Below are 24,963 nucleotides of genomic sequence, written 5' to 3'. Positions count from 1 at the left end.
ATGGTAGACATCACACATAAATCAAATACACTCCGTGAAGCTACTGCGCAAGCTATAGTTAAAGTGAGCAAAGAAGATACTATTGATTCAATTAACAACAATAGAGTGCCAAAAGGAAATGTTTTTGCTATGAGTAAAGCTGCTGGTTTGTTGGGAGTTAAAAAAACCCCTGAGCTACTTCCTGATTGTCATCCTTTACCAATTGAATATACTGCGATTGATTATGACATCAACGGACTGGAAATTACCATTACTTGCACTATTAAAACCATCTATAAAACAGGTGTTGAGGTAGAAGCTATGCATGGTGCAAGCATTGTGGCGTTAAATATGTACGACATGCTTAAGCCTATAGATAAAGGCGTGGAAATTCATCATATCAAATTATTAAAGAAAAAAGGTGGAAAATCGAGTTTTAAAAATCGATTTAGAAACCAATTAAACGCCGCAGTTATTGTATGTTCTGATACTATTTCTGCTGGACAAAAAGAGGACAAAGCTGGTAAAGCAATTATTAAAAAGCTAGAGGAAAGTAATGTTGCAATTTCAGAATATCTTGTGATTCCGGATGAAAAGGAAGTAATTCAAGAGAAAACAAAAAACTATGTATCGCAGGGTATAGATATTGTTATTTTTACAGGTGGTACTGGCCTCTCAAAACGTGATGTAACACCTGAAGCATTAGAGCCACTTATTGAAAGAACCGTCCCAGGAATTGAAGAAGCCATTAGAAGTTATGGCCAAAACCGAACGCCATATTCAATGCTATCAAGAAGTGTGGCAGGAACAATAGAAAAAACATTAGTTTTGGCATTACCAGGCTCAACTAATGGTGCAAAAGAATCAATGAACGCTATATTTCCATCAGTGCTTCATGTATTCGGAATTTTAAAAGGAGCAAGACACGACTAATGACAAACCCAAACAACATATTAACCGATTCATTTGGAAGAGAACATACGTATTTACGTATTTCACTAACCGAATTATGCAACTTGCGATGTACCTATTGCATGCCAGCTGAAGGGATTCAATTATCACCAAGGTCACACATCATGAATTTTGATGAAATCTATTCAATTGCCAAAACATTTGTTGACCATGGTGTGACTAAAATAAGACTAACTGGTGGGGAGCCATTAGTAAGGCGTGATGTAGATGTTATTCTTAAAAAACTGGCATCTCTCCCTGTAGAACTTTCTATGACCACCAATGCTGTAATTGTAGATCGTTATATAGACTTACTGAAGGAATGCAACATTATGAATCTTAACGTGAGTTTAGACTCTTTAGATGCTGTAAAGTTTAAAGAGATTACGCGTAGAAACGACTTTGAAAAGGTCATAAAAAATATGCACTTACTGATACAAGAAGGCTTTAATATAAAACTAAATGCTGTATTAATTAAAGACTTTAACGACAATGAAATTATAGATTTTATCAACCTCAGCAAAGACCTACCAATTTCAGTTCGTTTTATAGAATTTATGCCTTTTGATGGTAATAAATGGGATAAAGCGAAAATGGTGTCGTATGCTGAAGTCATGGAAAAAGTAAATTCATCTTTTGATGTTTCCAAAGTAATTCGTTTACAAGATGCGCCTAACGATACGTCTAAAAATTATAAAATTGAAGGCTACAAAGGGTCGTTTGCTATTATTAGTTCGGTAACCAATCCGTTTTGTGATTCTTGTAATCGTATTAGATTAACTGCTAACGGTCGTTTAAAAAATTGCTTGTTTTCGGCAGGAGAATCGGATTTATTAACACCACTTCGTCAAGGGAAAGACATTACTCCAATGATTCAAAAAGCTGTACACTCAAAACTTAAAATTCGTGGTGGTATGGATACTATGGAGAAACTAGAAGCACCTGATTTACACGGTAAAAACAGAAGTATGATTACTATTGGCGGTTAAAGCTTTTTGAGTCTTTTATAATCTTCATCAGTATCAACATCAAAGACATTAGTGTCAATTTGTGTTGTTATTACTGAGTTTGCATACTTTTCGAGTATTGATTTAGCACCTTTATCTCCATCAATACTAGATAGCTCTAGTAAATACGATTTATCAAATAACGCAGGAACTCCTAGTTTTCCATTTTGATATTTTGTTGCTATAATTTGGTTCTTATCAGTTTCAAATAAGTCTATCATTACTTTTAAATAAGTAGCTTCTATTAATGGTTGGTCTGCTAATGTTACAAATACACCACCTACATCATAGTTTTTTTTAATGTGATGTATTCCAAACGCTATAGAATTTCCCAAGCCTTTTTCCCATTCTAAATTGTGAATTATTTCTATTGGGTATGATGTAATTTTAGGAACGATTTTATCTTCATTAGCTCCAAGAACAACTATGGCTTTAAAAGTGTTTAAGTGCAGTACTTTAGTTATAACACCTTCAATTAGTGTAACTTCTTTCCATGGTAATAATTGCTTAGGAGCCCCCATTCTGGAAGAACTTCCGGCAGCCATTACTAAAGTAATTATGTTTTTTGGTTTGCTCAAAATAGAATACTTCTCGATACAAAATTACTTGGTAATTTTACTCGAAGTGACATTAATTATGAATTCTTCCTACTTTTTCTTTTAGCGCCATAGGTGTTTGTGATCTAACTACAGATAGTATTTCCGAAAGTATTGAAATAGCTATTTCCTGAGGTGTTTCAGCGCCAATATTTAATCCTGCTGGCCCATGAATAAGCTCTAAAAATTGTTCATCTACATCTGGACAATATTCCAAAAACTGTGATAATAGTTTTTCCCTTCTATGTGAAGGCCCTAACATCCCAATGTACACAGGTCTCGTGTCTTTAAGTTCTAAAAGATACTTTAAGTCGTTCGCAAAATTATGCGACATTAATACAATGGCTGTTTCACTGTCAATTGAGTTTAATTCCAAATCGTCTGGAGATACAGAATAAAACGCTGTAGCTCCCGGAAAATTTTGGATTGTTTTAGATTCTAATGGGCCAGAAACAACAGTAACTTCCCAACCATTAAAACTTGCTAGTTGACATAATTTAACGGCATCATGTTCTGCTCCAAAAATCATGAGCTTAAAACATGGAGGCATATGTTGTGTAAACTGTAATAGCCTGTCTTTACCTTCCGTTTTATTTGACAGAGGATAGTTATTCCCTCCTATTTCAACAAAACTGCCAATCCCATGAACAATCCCTTCTTTTTTTAAATAATGTGAATGAAATACAAATTGTTGACGTGTTTTTAAGCAATTTTCAAATACATTAAGAAACGACTTATCGGGTTTGAATTCTTCTAGTAGAATGTATAAAACACCCTCACAGCCCAATCGATAACGACCATCGTAAGTCATCATTTTAGATTGCCCATCTTTAAAAACCGATTGCGATTGTCGTAAAATGTCTTTCTCTACACAACCACCACTTACAGCACCAATCATTTCGTTATTTTCAAGAATGAGCATACGAACTCCAGGTTTTCTATAAGATGAGCCGTCAAGTGCCACGACAGATGCCAAGACTGTTTTTAACCCAATTTTTTTTGCTTTAAGATGGGCTTCTACTATATCCTTAAATTCGTGAGTCATAAATTATCCAACAACAGGTTCTACATCCATATTATTCATATATGGCATTTTTGTTAAACGTTTTCCTGTTGCTTTGTATATAGCATTGGCAACTGCACCTCCAACTGGTGGTAACGTTGGTTCTCCTAATCCTGTTGGTGCGATATCGTTCTCAATAAAATGCACATCAACTTGAGGTGTTTGTAGCATTCTAATTAATTGATACGAATCATAATTATTTGACTGTGGAGCGCCATCATTAAAAGTGATTTCGCCATACATTGAATGTCCTATACCATCTATGACACCACCAACCACTTGGTTTTTAGCTCCTAAAGGATTTACCACAATACCACAATCTACAGCAACTGTAACTTTCTTAACTACAGGAACACCATTATCCATAATAATATCGGCTACTTCAGCTACATGTGTGTTATGACAATAATACACAGCAAAACCTTGATATACGTCCTTTTCTTTCCCATAATTAGACTCTTTTACTACTTTTTTAATCACTCCTTGTAGTCGTTCTGGGCTATATTGAATTCGCTCGTCTGTAGTCCCTTTTACTTTATCTAACAAATCCATATGTAATTTAATACGGTCAACTCCCATAGCCTCTGCTATTTCATCAAAGAAACTCTGCTCGCAACTTGCTAATACATTGGTATAGGGTGCTCTCCAAGCACCTGTAGTAATATTACTTTTATAGTTTGCAGTATCTACTTGATAGTTTTCAATAGCTCCAGCTGGGAAAAAGTTAGGAATTAAACCATACATATTTCCATTAATGGCTGCCTCTTTTAAATGATAACCTGTAAGCTTCCCATCTTTAATAGATGCTGCAATTCTGTATTTAATAGCTGGTCGATAAATCCCAGCAGCCATATCATCTTCTCTAGAGAATATAACTTTAACAGGTTTCTTTGCTAAGTGAGAAACCTCAGCGGCTTCCAACGCAAAATCACCATACAATCGCCTTCCAAATCCACCTCCCATTCTGGTCATCTCCAATGTCACTTCACTTGCATCTCTACCTAGCATTCTAGCTACTTGTCCTGCTGTTCCTGCTGGTGTTTGTATTGGTCCAACCAGCTCAATTTTATCAGTAGTGACATTTGCGAAAAAGTTCATAGGCTCCATACAGTTATGAGGCACAAATGGTGTTTCATATGTGCGTTCTAAAACTTGATCTGCTTCTGCAAAAGCTTTTTTCACGTCACCATCTTTACGTCTTGTATCAAATTTGTCTCCATTAAGCAAGCCTAATAGTGTTTCGTCATGAAACGCAGTGCTTTCTGCTTTGGAATCTTGAGTCCAAGTGGCTTTTAAAGCTTTCTTCCCTTTCATTGCTGCCCAAGTAGAGCTAGCTAAAACGGCAATTTTATCGCCAAACTTAATGACATCATTTACACCATTTACGGCTCTCGAATTAGTGTCATCAAACGATTCCAGTTTTTGTCCAAAAGCTGGAGGTCTAAGCACAGAGGCGTATTGCATACCTTCTTGTTTATAGTCGAGGCCAAACAATGGTTTTCCTGTAACTATTTCATCTATATCTACATTGCTAATATCTTGACCTATAATGTAAAAATCTTTAACATCTTTGAGTGTTACATTTTCAGGAACCTCTAATGATGCCGCTTCTTTAACAACTTCACCATACCCTAACTTATCACCATTAGCATTTGTGATAACGCCTTTATTAGTTTTACATTCCGATGCTGAAACACCCCATTTTGCAGCAGCTGCATTCACCAACATCTGTCTCGCCGTTGCTCCTGTTTGACGTAGTGGAGTCCACCCTTGTCTTAACGATTGGCTCCCTCCTGCTACTTGTCGTGTATAATTTTTTGTATCTAACTTACCCTGTACTACGTGTACATCTTCCCAAGCCACATCAAGCTCTTCGGCAATAAGCATTGGCATTGATGTTTTTACGCCTTGACCGATTTCTGGGTTAGGTGCAAAAATAGTCACCTTACCTTCATCAGATATTTTAATAAAGGCATTAAAATCATTATAGTCTAAAAGACTTAAATCTACTGGAGGTTTTACATCCTCTTTACAAGCAGTAAACAAATTAAATCCTACAAGCATACCTCCACTCGCAAGAGCTGAAGTTTGTAAGAACGATCGTCTACTAAAACTAATTTTATTTGAAGTTTTCATAATGTCTGTTCTTTTAGGATTAATTCATTTTTTTTGCTGCAACCTCAACCGCTTTCTCAATACTATTGTATGAGGCACATCTACAAATATTTCCATGCATAGCACTTCTAATCTCTTCTCTACTAGGACTGGAATTATTTTCTAAGAACGCAGAAGCAGTCATAATTTGACCTGACTGACAATAACCACATTGTGGCACATCTATATCTTTCCAAGCTTCTTGAACTGGATGATCTCCATTTTCAGAGAGGCCTTCAATGGTTGTAATTTCCATTCCTTGGGCATTCGCTACTGTTGTTGTACAACTTCGTATTGCATTCCCATTTACATGAACTGTACATGCACCACATTGTGCAATTCCACAGCCATATTTGGTTCCGACAAGGTTTAGATTATCTCGTAACACCCATAATAGTGGCGTATCAGCATCAGCTTCAACTGAGTGAGATGCTCCGTTAATTTTTAATTGAAACGTTGGCATATTTTTGATTTTAATTAGTGTTTACCCTTTCATGAAGACAAAGGCGTTTAAAGTTACTAAAAAATTAGCAAGCAATATTTCCTTTTAACAAAGAATTAAAAAAGCAGATGATTTCATTTGATGCAAATTACTTTTTGAAACAGAATTAATTATATTGTAGTGCTTTTACGATTATTAGCTAACCAACCAACTAATTTCATGAAACAAATTTACACCATTACTTGTACTATAATTATTCTATTTTCATTTTCTACAAAGACCATAGCGCAAACAAATCAGCAGCAAAATCGACCGTCATTTACCATTACCTCTTTAAAAGAAAAACCAACTATTGATGGTGATGTTATTAACGAGCCTTTATGGCAAACCATTAATCCTGTTAAGCAACTCACTCAAATAAAACCAAATTTCGGACAACCTGCTTCCGAAAAAACTGAAATTAGAATGGCTTATACAAATAATATGCTCTATGTTGCTGTTGTTTGTTATGATTCATCACCTAATACAATTGTAGTTTCAGATTCTAGAAGAGATGCCGATTTAAGCAATGAAGATAGTTTTCTTTTTATAATTGACACATATAATGATAGACAAAATGGATTTATGTTTGGAACAAATTCAAACGGAATGGAATATGATGCACAAATTGATAATGAAGGTCAAGGGAATTTCAATTCAAATCGTCAACAAGGCGGAGTTATTGGAGGCACCAATATTAACTGGGATGCCTCGTGGGAAGTAAAAGCTCAAAAAAGCAGCTATGGCTGGAGTGCAGAATTCGCTATTCCTTTAAGGTCATTACGCTTCAGCTCCGGTGACAATCAATCTTGGGGAATTAATTTTCAACGTAATATCAGTAAAACTAACGAAACAGCTTTTTGGGCTTCTTTGCCAATTGGTTTTGATATGAAACGATTATCTCTAGCAGGAAAAGTGAATGGCTTAAATCTAGAAAATCCTGGAAATTTAAAAGTAATGCCCTATGTTCTTGGGCAAGTAGTAAAAGACAAATCTATTGACCCATCTGAAACCAGTACAGATTTTGAAGCTGGTTTAGATGTAAAATATAGTATCACGCCAAGTCTTACTTTAGACCTTACTTATAATACCGATTTTGCGCAAGTAGAAGTTGATGAACAGCAAGTAAACCTAGATAGATTTAATCTATTTTTTCCTGAAAAACGTCCGTTTTTTCTAGAAAATGCAGGTCAATTTTCTGTTGGCAGTCCAGGAGAAGTCGATTTGTTTTTTAGTAGACGTATTGGGATTGGTAATAATGGCTCGTTAGTTCCAATTATTGGTGGCGCACGACTTTCGGGAAAAGTTAACCAAACCAATGTTGGTTTTTTAACCATGTTTACTGATGAGGTTCAAGATGCAAGTATCGAAAAAAATAATTTTACAGTAGCTAGAGTGAATCACGATTTTGGAGAAAGTCGTTCTTCTTTAGGAGGTGTTTTTATTAATCGTGCAGGTTTAGGTGACACTGAAGATGATTATAATCGTGTTTATGCTATTGATGGGAAATGGGGCTTAGGTCAAAAAGCCGAAATAACAGGGTTTGCTGCAAAAAGTAGCACTATTGGAATCGACGAAAACGACCATGCCTTCAAACTATCTGCAAACTATAATTGGGATGGCTGGAATATTTTAGCTGGTTATACCGAAGTTGGTGAAGGGTTTAATCCTGAGGTTGGTTTTTTGCAACGTTCTGCCTTTAAAAAGCCTGAGTTTTTAATTTTTAAAGCGCACAGGCCTAATAATTGGGGAAATATCCTAGAAATTAGACCTCATATATCTTATAGAAGTTATAAGGATTTTGATAATAATCTTATTACTAGTTTTCTTCATGTTGACAATCATTGGGAATGGAAAAGTGGCTTTGAAGTCCATACTGGCATAAATTTTACAGAGGAAGGTGTTCTACAGCCATTTAGCTTATCTGGTGTCACTGTAGATGCTGGACGTTACAAGCATCAAGAACTGCAATTGGTTTATATGACAAATGCCAACAAAGACATTTCGTTTAGTGGTCGAAGTGTTATAGGAGGTTATTTTGGAGGACAAAGATTCACACATAGTGGTACTTTAAAAGTACGCTTTGGCGATTTCAATTCGTCCTTTACATTAAGTCATAACAATTTAAATCTGCCAAACGGCGATGTTACTGCTATAGTGTCTGGTGCGCGATTATCATATTCGTTTACACCTAGAATGTTTATTCAAAGTTTAATACAAAATAATAACGTATCTAATATAACATCAGTAAACGCACGTTTTGGATGGTTACAAAATGCCAATTCTGGATTGTTTGTAGTAGTAAATATTATTAAAGATGATGATTATTTAGATGGCCTAAATAACCAAAGTATCACAGTTAAATACACACACCGATTTGATTTATTAAGTAAATAACAGCAATATATTATCTATACTAAAACATTAATTATTATGAAACATTATAAGATTATTAAACCCCTTTTCGCTGTTCTAATGCTGTTTTCATTTATGCTTTCTGCTCAAGAAACAAATGACAAGAAAGCTGATTCGACCAAAAAAGCAACAAAAGAATTGCCTCTTGAACCAGAAAGAAAAGTGTCCTTTAAAACAACCCAAGGAACTTGGCTATCGTTAGACGTTCATCCTGATGGAAAAACCATCATTTTTGATATGATGGGAGACTTATACACCCTTCCTATTACTGGAGGAAAGGCTACTCGAATAACAAGTGGAATGCCTTACGATGTACATCCTAGATATAGTCCAGATGGAAAGTCGATAGTGTACATTTCTGACAAAAGTGGGTCGGATAATATCTGGACAATGGATTTAGAATCTAAAGAGGAAAAGCAAGTAACTAAAGATAAAAATCAACATCACTTTTCAGCTGAATGGAGTCCAGATGGCGATTATATTGTTGGTACAAAAGGACGAAGAAACGTCAAACCTTATCTCTATCATAAAGATGGAGGTTCTGGTGCGCAATTAATTAAAACGCCAGCGAACTTAAAAACCATAGATCCTGCTTTTAGCCATGATGGAACACATATCTATTTTTCTAGAAGAACTAATGCTTGGAATTATAACGCTTCACTTCCGCAGTACCAAGTTATGACATTTGATAGAGAGGATGGAGACACAGAAATTATCACAACCAGATATGGTTCAGCTTTTACACCTACCCTTTCTAACGATGGAAAATGGTTAGTTTATGGTAGTCGTTTTGAAGATAAAACAGGGTTGGTTTTACGAAATTTATCAAATGGAGAAGAACGTTGGTTAGCTTATCCTGTACAAAGAGACGAGCAAGAATCTATTGCTGCACTTGGTGTGCTTCCTGCAATGTCGTTTACTCCTGATAATCAAAATTTAATAGCATCGTATGGTGGAAAAATCTATTCAATTTCAATTAATTCTAATAAGGCAACAGAAATTCCTTTTGAGGTTGATGTTGAACTAGATTTAGGACCAATGGTATTCTTTAAATATCCTATAAGTGATAATCCTGAAGCTTTTGTAACTCAAATTCGTGATGCTGTTCCATCGCCAGATGGTAACAAGTTAGCATTCACAGCTTTAAACAGACTGTACGTAATGGATTTCCCTAACGGAACACCAAAACGACTGACAAAAAACGAGTTTACCGAAGCACAACCTTCTTGGTCACCTGATGGTACTCAAGTGGTATTCACAACCTGGAAACAAGGTGGAGGACATTTATATAAAGCTAATGTATCTGGAAGAACTAATATAGTTCAGCTTACTAACGAAGCTGGAATATTCAGTAATCCCTCTTGGTCCTATAATTCGAATAGAATTGCCTTTATGAAAGGTAGTGCACAAACCTACGACGATGCTATTACACCTTCATCTGGCAGAGCAACCGAAGAAATTGCTTGGGTATCTAGCAGTGGGGGAAACATCACGGTTATTGACAGATCAAAAGGAAGAGGGCTTCCGCATTTTACAAAAATAAACGACCGAATTTATTTAAATCATGGTTCTAAAGGACTTATATCCATTCGTTGGGATGGCAGTGACGAGAAAAGTCATTTAAAATTAACTGGTATCACGACCTATGGTTCTTCAGATGTGTTTGGAGGAGAACATAGTGTGCTTCCAACTGCCGAAGATGGCTGGATGGAAAACCAAAGAGCGTCTCGTCCAACAGAAATTAGAATCTCTCCAAACGGAACGCATGCCTTAGCGAAAATCAATAATGATATTTATACAGTAATCATTCCTAAAATTGGTCAAACACCTCAAATATCATTAGCAAAAGCTGAAGGCGCTGCATTTCCAGCAAATAAACTAACGGTTATGGGTGGAGAGTTTCCTGCTTGGGGTTCAAAAGGTAATAAAGTGCATTGGTCTTTAGGGTCAAGTCATTTTGTGTATAATCTAACTGAAGGGAAAGCCTTTGCAGATAGTTTAGCCCTTGCTAAAAAGAATGAAAAGAAGGTAGAAACAAAAGCTGATAGCACTAAGAAAAAAGAAGAAAAGAAAAAGGAAACTCCAAAATTTAAAGCCAAAGAATATAAGATTAAAGTGGGCTTTAAAAAACACATCCCTGAAGGAACTATTCTTTTAAAAGGTGGTCGTATTGTTACCATGAAAGGACAAGAAGTGATTGAAAACGGTGATGTGCTTATAGAAAACAACCGTATTAAAAAAGTTGGAACTTCTGGAAGTTTTGAGGTTCCAAGAGGGACTAAAACCATTGATGTTTCAGGAAAAACCTTAACTCCTGGATTTGTTGATACGCATGCACATATGTGGCCAAATTGGGGAATTCATAAAAGTCAAGCTTGGGTTTACGCTGCAAACTTAGCTTATGGTGTTACCACTACAAGAGACCCTCAAACGGCGACTACAGATGTACTAACCTATTCTGATATGGTTGATGCTGGCACAATGCCTGGGCCAAGAGTATATAGCACAGGGCCAGGAGTTGGTTTTTGGGGCTATAAAATTGAAAGCTTAGATCATGCGAAAGAAGTGCTTAAACAATATAGTGAGTATTATAATACAAAGAGCATCAAAATGTATTTGGTTGGAAACAGACAACAACGCCAATGGGTAATTATGGCAGCAAAAGAGCTAAAACTTATGCCAACGACCGAAGGCGGATTAGATTTTAAACACAACATGAAAAACCTCATGGATGGCTATCCAGGACATGAGCATTCTTTTCCAATTTACCCATTATACAAAGATGTTATACAAACAACTGCAGAGTCAAAAATGGCTGTGACACCAACTTTATTGGTGTCTTATGGAGGTCCTTGGGCAGAAAACTATTTTTACTCAAGAGAGAATCCTTATCACGATAAAAAATTACAGTATTTTACACCTTACGAAGAGCTAGCTGGAAAATCTAGGCGACGTCCAGGGTGGTTTATGGACGAGGAGCATGTATTCAAGAAGCATGCTGAATTTATGAAAGATTTAGTGGAAGCAGATGGAATTGGTGGTGTTGGAAGTCACGGACAATTACAAGGACTTGGTTTTCATTGGGAATTATGGTCTGTTGCTAGTGGAGGTATGAAAAATTACGATGCTTTAAGAACTGCAACCATACTTGGAGCAGAGGCTATTGGGTTGGATACTGATTTAGGAAGTTTAGAAGCAGGGAAAATTGCAGATATTTTGATTTTGGATAAGAATCCATTAGAAAATTTACGTAATACGAATACTCTAACCCATGTTATTAAAAATGGTGTTGTGTATGATGCCAACACACTAGACGAGGTTGCTCCAAAAGCAAAGAAAGCAGACGTATTTCATTGGCAAACTAAAAAGCCAAATGGTTTACCTGGAGTGAAAAATTAAACATATAAATTCGGTTTAATACTGATTTTAGTAATTATGAGTGGGTTCAGCCTGTCCTAAGCTTGTCGAAGGGTAGTGGGATCCACTTTAACTGTGGTTATATGTTGTTGTGAGTTGGCTTTTTATTTTCACTTTTTATTTTTTTAGATATTACTTTTTGATTTATCACAAGTTGTAATCCAAACATAATAATCAATTGCCAAAAGTTTATTATGTTGAAAAAATTCTTCACATGCTGTTCGCTATGTATAAAACTAATCATAACAAAAGCTAATGTTGTAATTGATATAATCCAATAAGTCAATTTTGTTTTAGTGTTTTTAAAAAGCAATTTTTGAAGATACATAGTTAAGTAAGGTGCGATAATAAAAACAGCTATGCAAAAAGCTAAATCGGTATAAAACCATTCTCCGATTGTAATATCATTCGAAATTCCAATTAATTCAATTATTTTATAAAAAACTCCGTAACCAAAATACCCAACAAAAAAAGCTATATACGAATAGACAATTCCTAAAATGATTCCAAAAGGTAAATCAAATCGGAATAAGTCATAATTCGATAAGGACAATACTATGCTGAAAACCAATGGATACAAGAATAAACTTGATTCAGTTAAAAATAGAATCGAAACTGATAAAAATGGTGTCAAAATTAACTTTAATATCAGTTTAAGTGATTCCATCAATTCTCATCTTGTTTTTCAGCTTGCGCACAACTTGTATTTAGTATTCAAAGAGATTTTTATTAATAAGAATCTTTCATCCAATTATAAGGCTTTCTTTTTACCCACATGCCTCTTGTAAAATCTGGAAAATCTTGTGGTTCACCATTGTTTTCAATAGATAACTCAGAAAGTGGTGTAATAGCACTCCAAGCTGCTGCATCATAAGCATCTAAAGGAGGTGCTATGTTTCGCTTTGCAGATTCTATAAAAGCATGAATAACGAAAAAGTCCATCCCTCCATGTCCTGCTCCTGTAGCGTGTTCGCCATATTTCTTCCATAACGGGTGGTCAAACTTTTCTAACCATTCTTTAGAAGCATCCCATCGGTGTGGTTCAGATTGTCCTTCAATGTATATTCTATCACCATCTTTCTCCCATAATCCATTGGCTCCTTGTACTCTAAAACCTAAAGAGTAAGGTCTTGGTAAATTACAATCGTGGGTAACAATAATGGTTTCGCCATTAGTAGTTTCTATAGTACTTGTAATGACATCGCCTTGTTTAAATTTTAGCTTAGCATTTGGATGCTCTTTGCCTCCATGTTTTACAATGTAATTATGTAAACCAATTGCTTTGGTTGCATTAGAGGTAATTGATGAAAAACGATTGCCTCGATTAATATCACACATCGTTGCTATTGGTCCAACGCCATGTGTTGGATATACATCGGCATTTCTAAGTAGTGAATGTTGCGTTCTCCAAACAGATTCCGAAATACCTTTATCCCCAAACTCTACACCTTTTCCATAAGCTGATTTTCCATCATTTAATTTTACAAAACGTAAATCGTGCTGATAACCACATCTAAAATGGACTAACTCTCCAAATATATCTTGCTTAACCATGTTAAGGACTGCTAAAATATCTCGACGATAATTCACGTTTTCAAGAATCATCATGTGTGTTCCTGTTTGTTCATGCGTGTTTACCAAGTCCCAACATTCTTCCATAGTATTTGCTGCCGATACTTCTAAACCTGTATATTTTCCAGCCAACATTGCATCTTTTGCCATTCGTGTATGCCATAACCAAGGTGTAGAAATAATGACTGCATCAACCTCTTGAAGTTCTAATAGATTTCGGTAATCGTATTCGTCTTTACTAAAAACCTTAGGCTTCTTTTTTCCAGCTTTAGAAATTCTATCTAAAGCAATAGTTATTCTATTTGGGTCTATATCGCAAATAGCAGTGACATTCACATCATCTCTGTTCAACACATTGTTTAAATGATTGGTTCCACGAAGCCCAACACCAATAAGTCCAACTTTTAATATGTCTTTTTGTGTATTGGTTACCATACCAAATGTGGTATTCGGAATCATTGATAATCCTGCGCCTGCAATTGCAGATTGCTTAATAAAATGTCTTCTTGAGCTCATAATTTGATGCTATTTGTTGGTTATATAAATAAAGTCACTTGATTAACAAATATAAAAATTAGTTTATACACCTATACTTAAAAATCTACAATCTCGAAAAAAGTGACTTTTTAAAAACATCCGTGTCTAATAAGTATAGAGCGAAGAGTTCGATATAGTGAATGAAACATAAATTAAGTCTTTAAAGGCAGGCCTCTAAAAAGAAACATTAACAGATCAAATACTCTTAAAACTAAATTGCAAGTAGTTTATATAAGAGCCACATATAATATGTAGCTCTTATTCATTTATGATTTAATCTTTCTTTAAAGTAGGATAGGTAATTCCTAATTGTTCTAGATACGATTTATACTTAGTTTCATCATAATAAAACTTCTCTAGTTGACTTCTAAATTGGTTTTGCTTGTCTTCATTAAGATAAATAGGTGGCAAGTCATCAGCTGAAATCATTGGTTGGTATTTAGTTTTTTTACTTTGCTCATTATTAAAATAGTCCCAGGCTTGTTTTACTAAATCTGGCTTCGTTAAAAAGTCAATAATTGTCATTGCCTCTACTTTAGCTCCTACAGTTACACCTTTATGAGCTATTGGTGTAGCCATAGCTATGGCGTTGCTCCAATGGTGACCTTGTAACCCAGGAATATTAGATGGAAATCGCATTGTTACCGTAGGCACCTTCCAAGAAACATCTCCAATATCATCCGAACCTCCACTAACTGGGGTTTTAATTGGAAGTCCTAATTTACTCAGTTCTTTACTTAATCCTTCTTTTCTATTAGAATTAACTTCAGTTTGCACAGCTATTGCAAGTGTCTGGTCTTCTTTAGACCATTCTGGTAAGCCTACAGTTTTTATATTTTCATACATGGTCTCGGCAATAGTTTTATTAAAATGTCTAGGCCATGCAGTACCCAAAATTTTTGAACTCATTTTGGTTTTTGTCATTAAAGCAGCACCTTTTGCTATATCGTTGGCTTCATTGTACATTTCCATGATACCTTCATAGGTTACATCTCTAAAATAATACCAAATTGAAGCTTTTGATGGCACAACATTTGGTTGATCACCAGCATCTGTAAATATTGAATGTGATCTTTTTAATGGATGCAAATGTTCGCGTTTGTAGTTCCATCCAACATTCATAAGTTCTGCAGCGTCTAAAGCACTTCTTCCACGCCATGGCGATCCAGCAGAATGTGCAGCTTCTCCTTCAAAGGTATACTCAACCGAAATTAATCCTGTACCTCTCGCGGCACCATAGGATACTGATAAATTGCTACTTACATGAGTAAAAATGCACATATCGATATTATCAAATAAACCATCTCGTGTGTACCACGCTTTTGCAGCCACAAGTTCTTCGGCAATTCCTGGCCAAAGTATGAGTGTTCCCCCAATATTTTCGCGCTCCATAATTTGTTTTACTGCCAATACCGCTGTGATATTTAATGGAATTCCAGCATTATGACCTTCGCCATGTCCTGGTGCACCTTCAACTATTGGTTTATGATAGGCTATTCCAGGATATTGAGATGCTTTTGGAATACAATCGACATCGCTTCCAAGTGCAATTACAGGTCCTTCTCCATTACTCCACGTAGCAAACCACGCTGTTGGAATTCCAGAAACAGCCTTTTCAATTTCAAAACCATTATCTTCAAGTATGCTTGTTAAATATTTAGACGATTCGATTTCCTGAAAACCTAATTCGGAAAAGCTAAAAACTTTATCGACCATAATTTGTGACTGCTTGTGGTTTGATTCTACAATTTGGGCTACTTCAGTTTTAAGTGCTTCAATTCTTTTCTTAGATAATTTTTTTTGAGAAAATACTGTTTGAGAAAACCCTAAACATATAATACTCAAAATAAGTACTGTGATTTTTTTGTGGTTGGTTGACATTAGTTAGTTCTTTAAGTTAATTTATTATAAATTTCGATGACATCAGAATGAAAATGAAATCGATAATCCTGAATAATTTACATTATTATAAAGCCCTACAACACCCTGTTGCAGTTGTATTTTTGCTTTTCTTTTATGCTTCCCAGCAGCAATAAATAGTGGAATGCTTGCAAAAATAGTAGCTCCTCCTAAGTAAGATAACCAAAGGCCTTTGTTATTATTTGTGGAATCCCCATCAACAATTCCACCGCTAAGATTCCATCCTAAACCTCCAATTATCATGGCTGTTCCGCTACCCAAAGTTATCCATCCTGCCAAGTTATTTTCTTTTTTCTTGCTAATGTGAAAATCGTGTTGTTCCTGAGGTGTTTGGTTTGTTGTTAGCATTTCTTGTCCTTCTGTAAGATTTATAAACCCAATACAGAAAATTAAAAGTAATAGTGTTTGCTTCATTTTTGTAATATTTGAAGCAGGTTAGCATAATTTGATTTGGTAAGTTAAATTAATTTTTTTTAATCTCTTTTTGCCAATCAAAATCTGTATTATGAGCTCCTCTTTTCGTTATTGAAGGGTTTACGTCCAGTGACATCATTGTTGGATAATTGGCAATCTCTAATCCTAACAGGTATGAGAGTTTTGTTATTTTTTCCATTTTTTCAAAATTAACAGCTTCCGCTGTATCATTAACGTGATGTACATGATTATCATCATCACTATGTGCACCAAGCCAAACTGAAGGGATTCCATTCATTAAAAATGGAAAATGATCACTTCTTGTAAAGAAGAATTGGTATGTACTAGGAGTTTCTTTCATGTAATCAAGTTTTAATTTATTCTTGCTCGCTTCGGAAATTAAATTCTCCAAAGTAGAACTTAGTACTTCACCGCCTGTTACGGTTACTTTGTCCATGTCCGTGCCGCTAATGACATCTAGATTTATAACAGCACTTATTTTTTCTAATGGTATCGGAGAATTAGCAACAAAATATTTTGAACCCCATAGTCCTTTTTCTTCACCAGTAAACCAAACAAAAAGAACTGATCTTTCAGGATTTTGAGCTGACATAGCTTGTGCAGTTTCTAACAAACCAACTGTTCCTGAACCATTATCGTTTGCCCCATTGAAAACACCATTTTCGGAGATTCCAATATGATCGTAATGCGCACCTAAAATTACAAATTCATCTTTCAGTTTTGGATTACTACCTTCTATATAGGCTAACACATTTCTTGAATTGTCCTCTCCTTTATCAACTTGAACCTTAATATGAATTGTTTTGTTTAAAATATCATGTCCATCTATTTGATTGCCCTTTTTAAGCTCTACAAACATATTATTTATTTCTTGTGTAGAGATCCCAAGAATATCTGATGCCATTTGATGCCTAACTTCAATACTGTTGTAGCTAAGTTTTGCTTCTATACTATCAATTTTTGCTTTGTTTAATACACTACTTTTTTTATTGGTAATGAATTGATATTCTTCTTCTTGAAATTGCTTCTCTCTTTTATTATCAATTATTTTTATTACTGCTTCTGCACCTAATTCGGTAAGTTTTTTTGCTCTAGCCCTCAATAACATTCCTGTGCCATCGCTTCTTAAAGCATGTGTTCGTGGTAAATCGGCATCTAAAATTACCACTACTTTTCCTGTAATGTTTTTGTCTTTTAAATCATCCCATGTATTATCTAGTGTTTGATGTCCTAGCCCAAGAAAAAGGAGATCTCCTTTAATGATTCCTGAAGAAACATCACTATCCCCAATTCCAAAATCTTCAAGATATTTATATACCTTATTGCCAGATTTTGTGATTAATGTTATAGAGGTTTCGCTTGCTGAAATTCTTGTGGTTTTTAGCGGCATTAATTGAAAATATGAGTTGTTAGGCATTAAAGGTTTTAATCCATAATTCTTTGCCATTTTCGCTAAATATTGTGATGCTATTTTTAATTCGTTAGATGGTGTATCTCTTCCTAAAAATTCATCAGCCGATAAAAATTCTAAATGATGTTTTAAATCTTTTACTGTAATAGATTCTAAGCCATTTTCTTTGTTAGCTGCATTATTTGAACAGCCAAACAACATAACAATTACTAAAAAACCACATAAAATTATTTTGCATTTCTTCATAATAAAAAAATTAAAGTAGAGCCATTTAAATAAATACTCTTTAAAGATAAAAGAAATTAGAGAACATTTGTTAATCAATTACATATACATTGCTTCAATTATAAAGTATTGTTAAAGAAACACTTAACTTTTACATTATTTGTATTTTACTTGAAAGCTTTAGCTATGAATACAAGAAAATCTCTCTTTTTAACTCTCTTTGTTTTTCTTTTAACCTGTTCAACTAAATTACTTGCACATCCATCTTGGGGAATTGTTGTTGATGACAATGGCTGTATTTATTTTGCTGATGTAATGCATAATGGAGATGGTACACTTTGGCGATTAGATCCAAACACTGAAGAACTCGAGGCTGTTTTTGAAAAATTTCATGCACATCAAATTTATATTAATAACAAAAATGAAATTTTTGCAGGCATTGCTATTTGGAGAACAGGAGAAATTGAAGGAGAAGGTCACAACTATTTGTTTAAATATGAAACCAACACAAAGACATTGGACACATTACTTTTTACAGATGATTGGGATGAATTTCATGGACAAAATTTTGCGCTTTCCAATGATTATAAAAACATCTATTTCTCTATGAATAAACAACTTCATATTAAACCGTTAGATGGTAAAACAAAACCTTTGCTTGATAGGGAATTTGATAGGGTTAGTGCTTTAACAACTGATGTTGAGGGTAATTTATGGATTACTGATTCCAGACATAATAACGGAACACTTTTTAAGTGGAACAAAACGGAAGGATTGGTTGAGATTAGTAATAATTTAATGCCACAAAACCCTAAAAATCCAATATTTGAAGAAAAGAATCATCAACTGTTTTATGATATCGCTTTTTCGCATGACCAAAGGCCTTTAATTACCGAAAATGCTAATAGAACTATTACTAAAATTAATAACGATGGGACTCCTGAGGTTGTCTATACTTCAAAACTATTCTGAAACCCTACAGGTGTGTTTTACAAAAACGGAAAATATTATATTATGGAAGCTGGTTATAATAAAACCCATTTAGGTCCAAGAGTTATTATAACTGATAAGAACTTTAAGATTAAAACGATCTATGAGATTGATTTTAAGAGTAAAAGATTGATTCGTAGTTAAACAAAAAATCCAGACATTAAATGTCTGGATTTTTCTTGCTCCCCTTCTTGGACTCGAACCAAGGACCCTCTGATTAACAGTCAGATGCTCTAACCAACTGAGCTAAAGAGGAGTGTTTTTTCCGCTTTTGCGAGCGCAAATATATATTATTTTTTATATACTACAAATATAATATTCAAAAAACTTTAATTAGTAAAAGCCTTGAAAATATCGTTCCCATTGGCAAAAAGTACCAAAGCTATTAATATAAAGAATCCTATCATTTGGGCATACTCCATAAACTTATCGCTAGGCTTTCTTCCTGACACCATTTCGTATAGCAAAAACATAACATGACCTCCATCTAGTGCTGGAATTGGAAGTAAGTTTAACACGCCTAACATGATTGATAAAAATGCTGTGATATTCCAAAAAGATTCCCAACTCCAATTATCTGGGAATATATCAAAAATAGCTTTAAAACCTCCTACACCTTTGTATGCTCCTGTGCTTGGAGTGAAAATTAGTTTTAACTGCATCCAATATGAACTAATTTGATCTTTAAATCTAGTTAACCCAACTCCTATGCTTTCTCCAAAATTATACTCTTTTCTAATAAAATCGTAATAGCCTAACTTTTCAATGTCACTATATGTTCCTCCAGAAATAATTCCTAATCTTCCATTTTCATCTACATTTAAAGTTCGGGTAATTGTATTTCCATCTCTTAAAAGTTCAGCTTCTACTGTCTTACCATTTAAATCGGTTAACCTATCTTCCAACTGATCAAAATACTTAAGTTCTTTTCCATTCAATGATACAAATGTATCGCCTTTTTGTAGGTCTTTATCATTATTTGCTAAAGTATCTACAACCTTACTAATAATAAACGGTGTTCTTAACTCGAAAAACCCTCTTTCATTGCTTGAACTTAATCTTCCCAAAAAGTCTTCAGGCAAAGTTATTTTCTTTTCAACACCATCACGTTCAACAGTAATTACTTGAGCTTCTAAGAAATATTTTTTTAAATCTGAATAATTTACAATCTCATTGTCATTAATTGCTTTAACATTATCGCCTGTTTGTAATCCAAAATCTCTAAGCAACGTGTTTTCAACTAAATAACCATCTTCAATACTATTTGCAGCAATATCAGATTCCCCATAACCATAAGCCATAAAAATATAAACAATTGCTGCCAAAATAAAGTTAACTGTTACACCACCAAGCATAATAATTAAACGTTGCCAACTTGGTTTAGAACGAAACTCCCAAGGCTTTGGCTCTTCAGCCATTTGCTCCTTGTCCATACTCTCATCAATCATTCCAGATATTTTTACATATCCTCCTAGAGGCAACCATCCAATTCCGTAAACTGTTTCGCCTATTTTCTTTTTAAATAGTGAATATTTTATATCGAAAAACAAGTAGAATTTTTCTACTCTAGTTTTAAATAATTTTGCTGGTATAAAATGTCCTAATTCGTGTAAAACGATTAGTAATGAAAGGCTCAATAAAAATTGAGATATTTTAATAACAAACTCCATTTAGTCTTCGTCAAAATTTATAAACGCACAAAAGTAAAACTTTAAAGCTACATTATAAAACATAATAGACTATCATTAACGTTTCTTTATCTTTTTGGGTATAATTTAATAGCATTTTTTAGGGTTTGTCCGTATTTTTGCACTCAATCTCAAATTGATAATCAAAAAGAAGCTCAAAATGTTAGATTTTTTTAAAAAGTTTAAATTCTTTGGAATAAGTCTTCTTATTCTTTCCATAATTATTATTTCAATATTCTATTCGATATTGAAACCAAAGAAAGTGCTTCCAATATATCAACCTGCTCAGGTAAGCTCAGAATTGGTTGATACTACCATTCAATATCAAAAAAAATATCATAAAATAGCTGATTTTAGCTTGACTAATCAAAACGGAAAAATCATCACACAAGACGATTATAAGAACAAGATTTATGTAGCAGATTTCTTTTTTACTACGTGCCAAACTATATGTCCAATCATGACAAAAAATATGCACGAAGTACAAAAACAGTTTATTACCGATGATGAAGTTATGATTCTATCACATACTGTAACTCCTGATATTGATACAGTAGCCCAACTAAAACGTTATGCCAAAGAAAAAGATGTTAACGCATCTAAATGGAACTTGGTTACAGGCGATAAAAAACAGATTTATGAGCTTGCTCGAAAATCGTATCTAGCAGTAAAAGATGATGGCGATGGTGGCCCTTTTGATATGATACATACCGAAAATTTTATGCTCATTGATAAAGAACGTCAAATAAGAGGATTTTACGATGGTACAGACATGAAAGAAGTTGAACGTTTAATTGATGATATAAAAATCTTAAAAGCGTCCTATAAAGAATAATCTTTTTATTACTTTTGCTTCTTTAAAATGAATCTAAATAAGGATGTCCTTAACTATTGCCGACTTAAAAAAAGGTGAAAAAGCTATTATCGTTGATAGCTCTTCTGAAGATATCCCACTAAAACTTCTAGAAATGGGTTGTTTATCAGGAAATATTGTAGAACTTCTACAAGTTGCACCATTTCATGATCCTATATATCTCAATATAAATGATAGTTATTTAGCCATTAGAAAAGAAACAGCAGCATTAATTTTAATAGATATTATTAATGAGTAAACAAATAAATGTTGCATTAATAGGAAATCCAAATACAGGAAAAACATCAGTTTTTAATGCCCTTACTGGATTAAATCAAAAAGTTGGAAACTATCCTGGTATTACAGTCGATAAAAAGGAAGGCATTTGCAAATTATCTCGCGGCGTAAAAGCACATATTTTAGATCTTCCTGGAACTTACAGCTTGAATGCATCGTCATTAGATGAAAATGTTGTTATTGAATTACTGTTAAATAAAAATGACAAAGATTATCCTGATGTTGCAGTTATTGTAAGCGATGTTGAGAATTTAAAACGTAATCTTCTTCTTTTTACACAAATAAAAGATTTAAAAATTCCTGCAATTCTAGTCATTAACATGGCAGATAGGATGTCAAGGAAAGGAATTTCATTAAATATTGAATTATTAGAGAAAGAACTTAAAACAAAAATAGCGTTAGTTAGTACTCGCAAAAATGAAGGTATTGCAGACTTAAAAACCCTTATTGAAAATTACAAAACACTATCAACCTCGCCTTGTCTAGACACCTCAACTATTGATAAAGAATATTTTAATAGCCTTAAGCAAGCATTTCCTAATCAAGATTTATATAAGCTTTGGGTAGTTATTAGTCAAGATGCAAATTTTGGAAAAATCGATAGAAATGAACTGGATTTTTCAAAATTTAAGACTAAATCTAAAAGCGAATTAAAGCGTTTACAGCAAAAGGAAACTATAAAAAGATATCAATTTATTAATAGTGTTCTAAAAGAAGGCCAGACAATTGATGTAACTAAAGCTAAAGGATTAAGAGCTCAATTTGATAGAGTTCTCACGCATAAAGTTTGGGGTTATGTCATCTTCTTTGTGATTCTATTAACCATTTTTCAAGCTATTTACGATTGGGCGACTGTACCAATGGATTTTATAGATAGCTCCTTTGCATCTTTAGCAGATTGGATAAAAATGACCTTCCCTGGAGGTGGAAAACTAACCGATTTAATTGCAGAAGGTGTTGTGGCTGGAATTGGTGGCATAGTCATTTTTATTCCACAAATCGCCTTTTTGTTCCTGTTTATTGCCGTATTGGAAGAAAGTGGGTACATGAGTCGAGTAGTGTTTTTAATGGACAGGATTATGCGACGTTTTGGGTTAAGCGGAAAAAGTATAGTGCCATTAATTTCTGGTACTGCTTGTGCGATTCCAGCAATCATGGCAACCAGAAATATTGAGAACTGGAAAGAACGATTAATTACTATTCTAGTAACACCTTTTACAACGTGTTCAGCACGACTACCTGTGTATTTAATTATTATAGCTTTGGTTGTACCTGAAGGGAGATTTCTTGGGCTAAGCTACCAAGCATTGACACTAATGTTGCTCTATTTAATAGGCTTTGGAATGGCAGTTTTTTCGGCATATATTTTAGATAAAATTCTAAAAACCAATCGAAAAACATTTTTCGTTATTGAGATGCCAAGTTATAAAGTCCCTCTGCTTAAAAATGTAATATTAACAGTTATAGAAAAAACAAAAACATTTGTTTTTGAAGCTGGTAGAATAATTTTAGCTATCTCTATTGTGCTTTGGATTTTAGCATCGTATGGGCCTGGGAAAGAATTTAATAATGCTGAAACTATTGTTGAACAAACTTACCCAGAATTGCAAGGTGAGCAACTGGAAAACAAAGTTGCTTCTTATAAATTAGAACATTCATTTATTGGTATTGTTGGTAAAACCATTGAGCCAGTAATTCGTCCATTGGGCTATGATTGGAAAATTGGGATTGGGCTTGTAACATCGTTTGCTGCTCGTGAAGTTTTTGTAGGAACATTGGCAACTATATATAGCGTTGGAAGCGCTTTAGATGATGACGATAAAACCATAAAAAATAGAATGGCCAACGAGGTTCATGATAATGGTAAAAAAGTATTCACATTGGCTTCTGGTATTTCCCTCTTGCTTTTTTATGCCTTCGCAATGCAATGTATGAGTACTTTGGCAATTGTAAAGCGCGAAACTAATAGTTGGAAGTGGCCAATGATTCAATTGTTTGGAATGTCTTTAATAGCTTATATTGTTGCACTTATAGCTTTTCAAATTTTAAAGTAATGAGTGAAGTCTTTCAAAATATCATTATTACAATAATTGGATTGATTGCTATTGCATTTTTGATAAGAAAATATGTTTGGTCATCTAAAAAAAAGAGCTCCAAATCATGTGGTAGTGATGGTTGTGGTTGCTAGTTATTAGAGTTTTTGCTTATGTTTAAACTATAGCCTAAAGACACGTATTTCATGGTGTGGTTTATTCCTGTCCCAAACGAAACATCTAGCTGGCTGTTTTCTTTTAGTAAATAAGTAAATCCTGTATTAAAATTGGCCAAGTGATTTTCTAACTCTATAACCTCTCCATATGGTTCTACATAAAAACCAATTTTATCAGAGATTCCAAAACCTAAGGCTAACGAATATGTAAAATTTCCATTTCCTGAGCCAAAATAATCATACCCAATATTGTAGCCCAATCCAATGGTATCACTTAATTCATGTGAAACTGCTAATTTATTAATCACTCCAAATTTATTCAAAGACAATTCATCTTTTGCAGATGGTACAATAGCATGCGATAAAAATGCAATTTCTGTATTAAATTCTTCCTTTTTAAATAATTGAATTTTAGCCCCAATTTGTAAATCAGAAATACCATTAATGGTCATATTTGACATTTTATTTATAACACTTGCAAACTCCGTTAGTAATCTAAGTTCTATCCCATTAGTAATTCCGTAACGCCATAATACTGAAGGTATTTGAAGTACTCTTTCAGAAAAAAAGGCATCTTTGGCTGAACCCAACAAAATTCCAGATTCTATTTGAAGACTCCCTTTTAGTAAGGTTGAAGAACTTTCTGTTTGGTCTGGTCTATCGGTTATTATTGTTTGTGCAAAAGTACTAGTGGTAAATATTGAAAATACAAGTATTCTGACTCCTTCTTTTAGTGTCATTTATATTATATATAAAATTGAAA

Annotated in this window: 20 protein-coding genes and 1 tRNA gene; 9 read left to right on the top strand and 12 right to left on the bottom strand. The window is 34.1% G+C overall.

Annotated elements, in window-relative coordinates; translation table 11 throughout:
* Both moaCB and moaA read left to right on the top strand, forming a co-directional pair.
* A complete protein-coding gene (moaCB, locus tag HB672_RS03735) occupies positions 1–912 on the top strand; it encodes a bifunctional molybdenum cofactor biosynthesis protein MoaC/MoaB (RefSeq protein WP_167607906.1) in 912 nt (303 codons plus the stop codon).
* Positions 912–1,919: a GTP 3',8-cyclase MoaA gene (moaA, locus tag HB672_RS03730; protein WP_167607902.1), complete on the top strand. Its 1,008-nt coding sequence runs from the start codon at positions 912–914 to the stop codon at positions 1,917–1,919. Before moaCB ends, moaA begins: the two co-directional genes overlap by 1 nt.
* On the opposite strand, the gene HB672_RS03725 is transcribed toward moaA, so the two are convergent.
* Genes HB672_RS03725 through HB672_RS03710 form a run of 4 tightly spaced genes read right to left on the bottom strand, consistent with a single transcriptional unit; the run spans position 1,916 to position 6,213 of the window.
* Positions 1,916–2,515 carry a nucleotidyltransferase family protein gene (locus HB672_RS03725; protein WP_167607898.1) on the bottom strand — a complete coding sequence of 200 codons (600 nt, stop codon included), beginning with the start codon at positions 2,513–2,515 and terminating at the stop codon, positions 1,916–1,918. The two genes, moaA and HB672_RS03725, sit on opposite strands and share 4 nt — an antisense overlap.
* A 52-nt stretch (positions 2,516–2,567) precedes the next feature.
* Positions 2,568–3,578, bottom strand: coding sequence for an XdhC/CoxI family protein (locus HB672_RS03720; protein WP_167607895.1), 1,011 nt, complete (start codon positions 3,576–3,578; stop codon positions 2,568–2,570).
* Positions 3,579–3,581: 3 nt separating this feature from the next.
* Complete coding sequence (locus HB672_RS03715; RefSeq protein ID WP_167607892.1) at positions 3,582–5,732, bottom strand: molybdopterin cofactor-binding domain-containing protein; 2,151 nt, start codon at positions 5,730–5,732, stop codon at positions 3,582–3,584.
* 19 nt (positions 5,733–5,751) lie between these two features.
* Positions 5,752–6,213: a (2Fe-2S)-binding protein gene (locus tag HB672_RS03710; RefSeq protein ID WP_167607889.1), complete on the bottom strand. Its 462-nt coding sequence runs from the start codon at positions 6,211–6,213 to the stop codon at positions 5,752–5,754.
* A gap of 198 nt (positions 6,214–6,411) precedes the next feature.
* Here HB672_RS03710 and HB672_RS03705 point away from each other — a divergent pair, with 198 nt between their 5' ends.
* Positions 6,412–8,628: a carbohydrate binding family 9 domain-containing protein gene (locus HB672_RS03705; RefSeq protein WP_167607886.1), complete on the top strand. Its 2,217-nt coding sequence runs from the start codon at positions 6,412–6,414 to the stop codon at positions 8,626–8,628.
* A gap of 36 nt (positions 8,629–8,664) precedes the next feature.
* The gene (locus HB672_RS03700; protein WP_167607883.1) at positions 8,665–12,045 is read left to right on the top strand and encodes an amidohydrolase family protein; all 3,381 of its coding nucleotides are present in this window, start codon (positions 8,665–8,667) and stop codon (positions 12,043–12,045) included.
* Positions 12,046–12,142: 97 nt separating this feature from the next.
* On the opposite strand, the gene HB672_RS03695 is transcribed toward HB672_RS03700, so the two are convergent.
* The 5 genes from HB672_RS03695 to HB672_RS03675 form a co-directional block, all read right to left on the bottom strand.
* Positions 12,143–12,730: a hypothetical protein gene (locus HB672_RS03695; protein ID WP_167607879.1), complete on the bottom strand. Its 588-nt coding sequence runs from the start codon at positions 12,728–12,730 to the stop codon at positions 12,143–12,145.
* Positions 12,731–12,792: 62 nt separating this feature from the next.
* A complete protein-coding gene (locus HB672_RS03690) occupies positions 12,793–14,151 on the bottom strand; it encodes a Gfo/Idh/MocA family oxidoreductase (protein ID WP_167607875.1) in 1,359 nt (452 codons plus the stop codon).
* Positions 14,152–14,445: 294 nt separating this feature from the next.
* Complete coding sequence (locus HB672_RS03685) at positions 14,446–16,053, bottom strand: amidohydrolase (RefSeq protein WP_167607872.1); 1,608 nt, start codon at positions 16,051–16,053, stop codon at positions 14,446–14,448.
* Between the two features lie 42 nt (positions 16,054–16,095).
* Complete coding sequence (locus HB672_RS03680; RefSeq protein WP_167607869.1) at positions 16,096–16,506, bottom strand: hypothetical protein; 411 nt, start codon at positions 16,504–16,506, stop codon at positions 16,096–16,098.
* 49 nt (positions 16,507–16,555) lie between these two features.
* On the bottom strand, positions 16,556–18,184 hold the full coding sequence (locus tag HB672_RS03675) for a M20/M25/M40 family metallo-hydrolase (protein ID WP_167607866.1): 1,629 nt from the start codon (positions 18,182–18,184) through the stop codon (positions 16,556–16,558).
* A 165-nt stretch (positions 18,185–18,349) separates the two neighbouring features.
* On the opposite strand from HB672_RS03675, the gene HB672_RS03670 reads away from it, so the two are divergent.
* A complete protein-coding gene (locus HB672_RS03670) occupies positions 18,350–19,135 on the top strand; it encodes a hypothetical protein (RefSeq protein ID WP_167607863.1) in 786 nt (261 codons plus the stop codon).
* A 200-nt stretch (positions 19,136–19,335) separates the two neighbouring features.
* On the opposite strand, the gene HB672_RS03665 is transcribed toward HB672_RS03670, so the two are convergent.
* Positions 19,336–19,409 (bottom strand) — tRNA-Asn (locus HB672_RS03665).
* A gap of 73 nt (positions 19,410–19,482) precedes the next feature.
* The gene (gene rseP / locus HB672_RS03660; protein ID WP_167607860.1) at positions 19,483–20,823 is read right to left on the bottom strand and encodes an RIP metalloprotease RseP; all 1,341 of its coding nucleotides are present in this window, start codon (positions 20,821–20,823) and stop codon (positions 19,483–19,485) included.
* A 178-nt stretch (positions 20,824–21,001) separates the two neighbouring features.
* Between rseP and HB672_RS03655 the strand changes: the two genes are divergently transcribed.
* The 4 genes from HB672_RS03655 to HB672_RS03640 are packed head-to-tail and all read left to right on the top strand — an operon-like array spanning position 21,002 to position 24,179.
* Positions 21,002–21,676, top strand: a complete 675-nt coding sequence (locus tag HB672_RS03655; protein WP_167607857.1) for an SCO family protein — start codon at positions 21,002–21,004, stop codon at positions 21,674–21,676.
* A 43-nt stretch (positions 21,677–21,719) separates the two neighbouring features.
* Complete coding sequence (locus HB672_RS03650; protein ID WP_167607854.1) at positions 21,720–21,953, top strand: FeoA family protein; 234 nt, start codon at positions 21,720–21,722, stop codon at positions 21,951–21,953.
* Positions 21,946–24,045 carry a ferrous iron transport protein B gene (gene feoB, locus HB672_RS03645; protein WP_167607851.1) on the top strand — a complete coding sequence of 700 codons (2,100 nt, stop codon included), beginning with the start codon at positions 21,946–21,948 and terminating at the stop codon, positions 24,043–24,045. The genes HB672_RS03650 and feoB overlap by 8 nt, the downstream gene beginning before the upstream one ends.
* Positions 24,045–24,179: a FeoB-associated Cys-rich membrane protein gene (locus HB672_RS03640; protein WP_167607848.1), complete on the top strand. Its 135-nt coding sequence runs from the start codon at positions 24,045–24,047 to the stop codon at positions 24,177–24,179. Before feoB ends, HB672_RS03640 begins: the two co-directional genes overlap by 1 nt.
* Here the strand turns inward: HB672_RS03640 and HB672_RS03635 are convergent.
* Complete coding sequence (locus HB672_RS03635) at positions 24,176–24,940, bottom strand: transporter (protein WP_167607845.1); 765 nt, start codon at positions 24,938–24,940, stop codon at positions 24,176–24,178. The genes HB672_RS03640 and HB672_RS03635 overlap by 4 nt on opposite strands.
* Positions 24,941–24,963: the final 23 nt, after the last annotated feature.

This window comes from Gaetbulibacter sp. S0825 (assembly GCF_011777505.1).
Lineage (GTDB): Bacteria > Bacteroidota > Bacteroidia > Flavobacteriales > Flavobacteriaceae > Pontimicrobium.
This window is presented reverse-complemented; position numbering and strand designations above follow the sequence as displayed.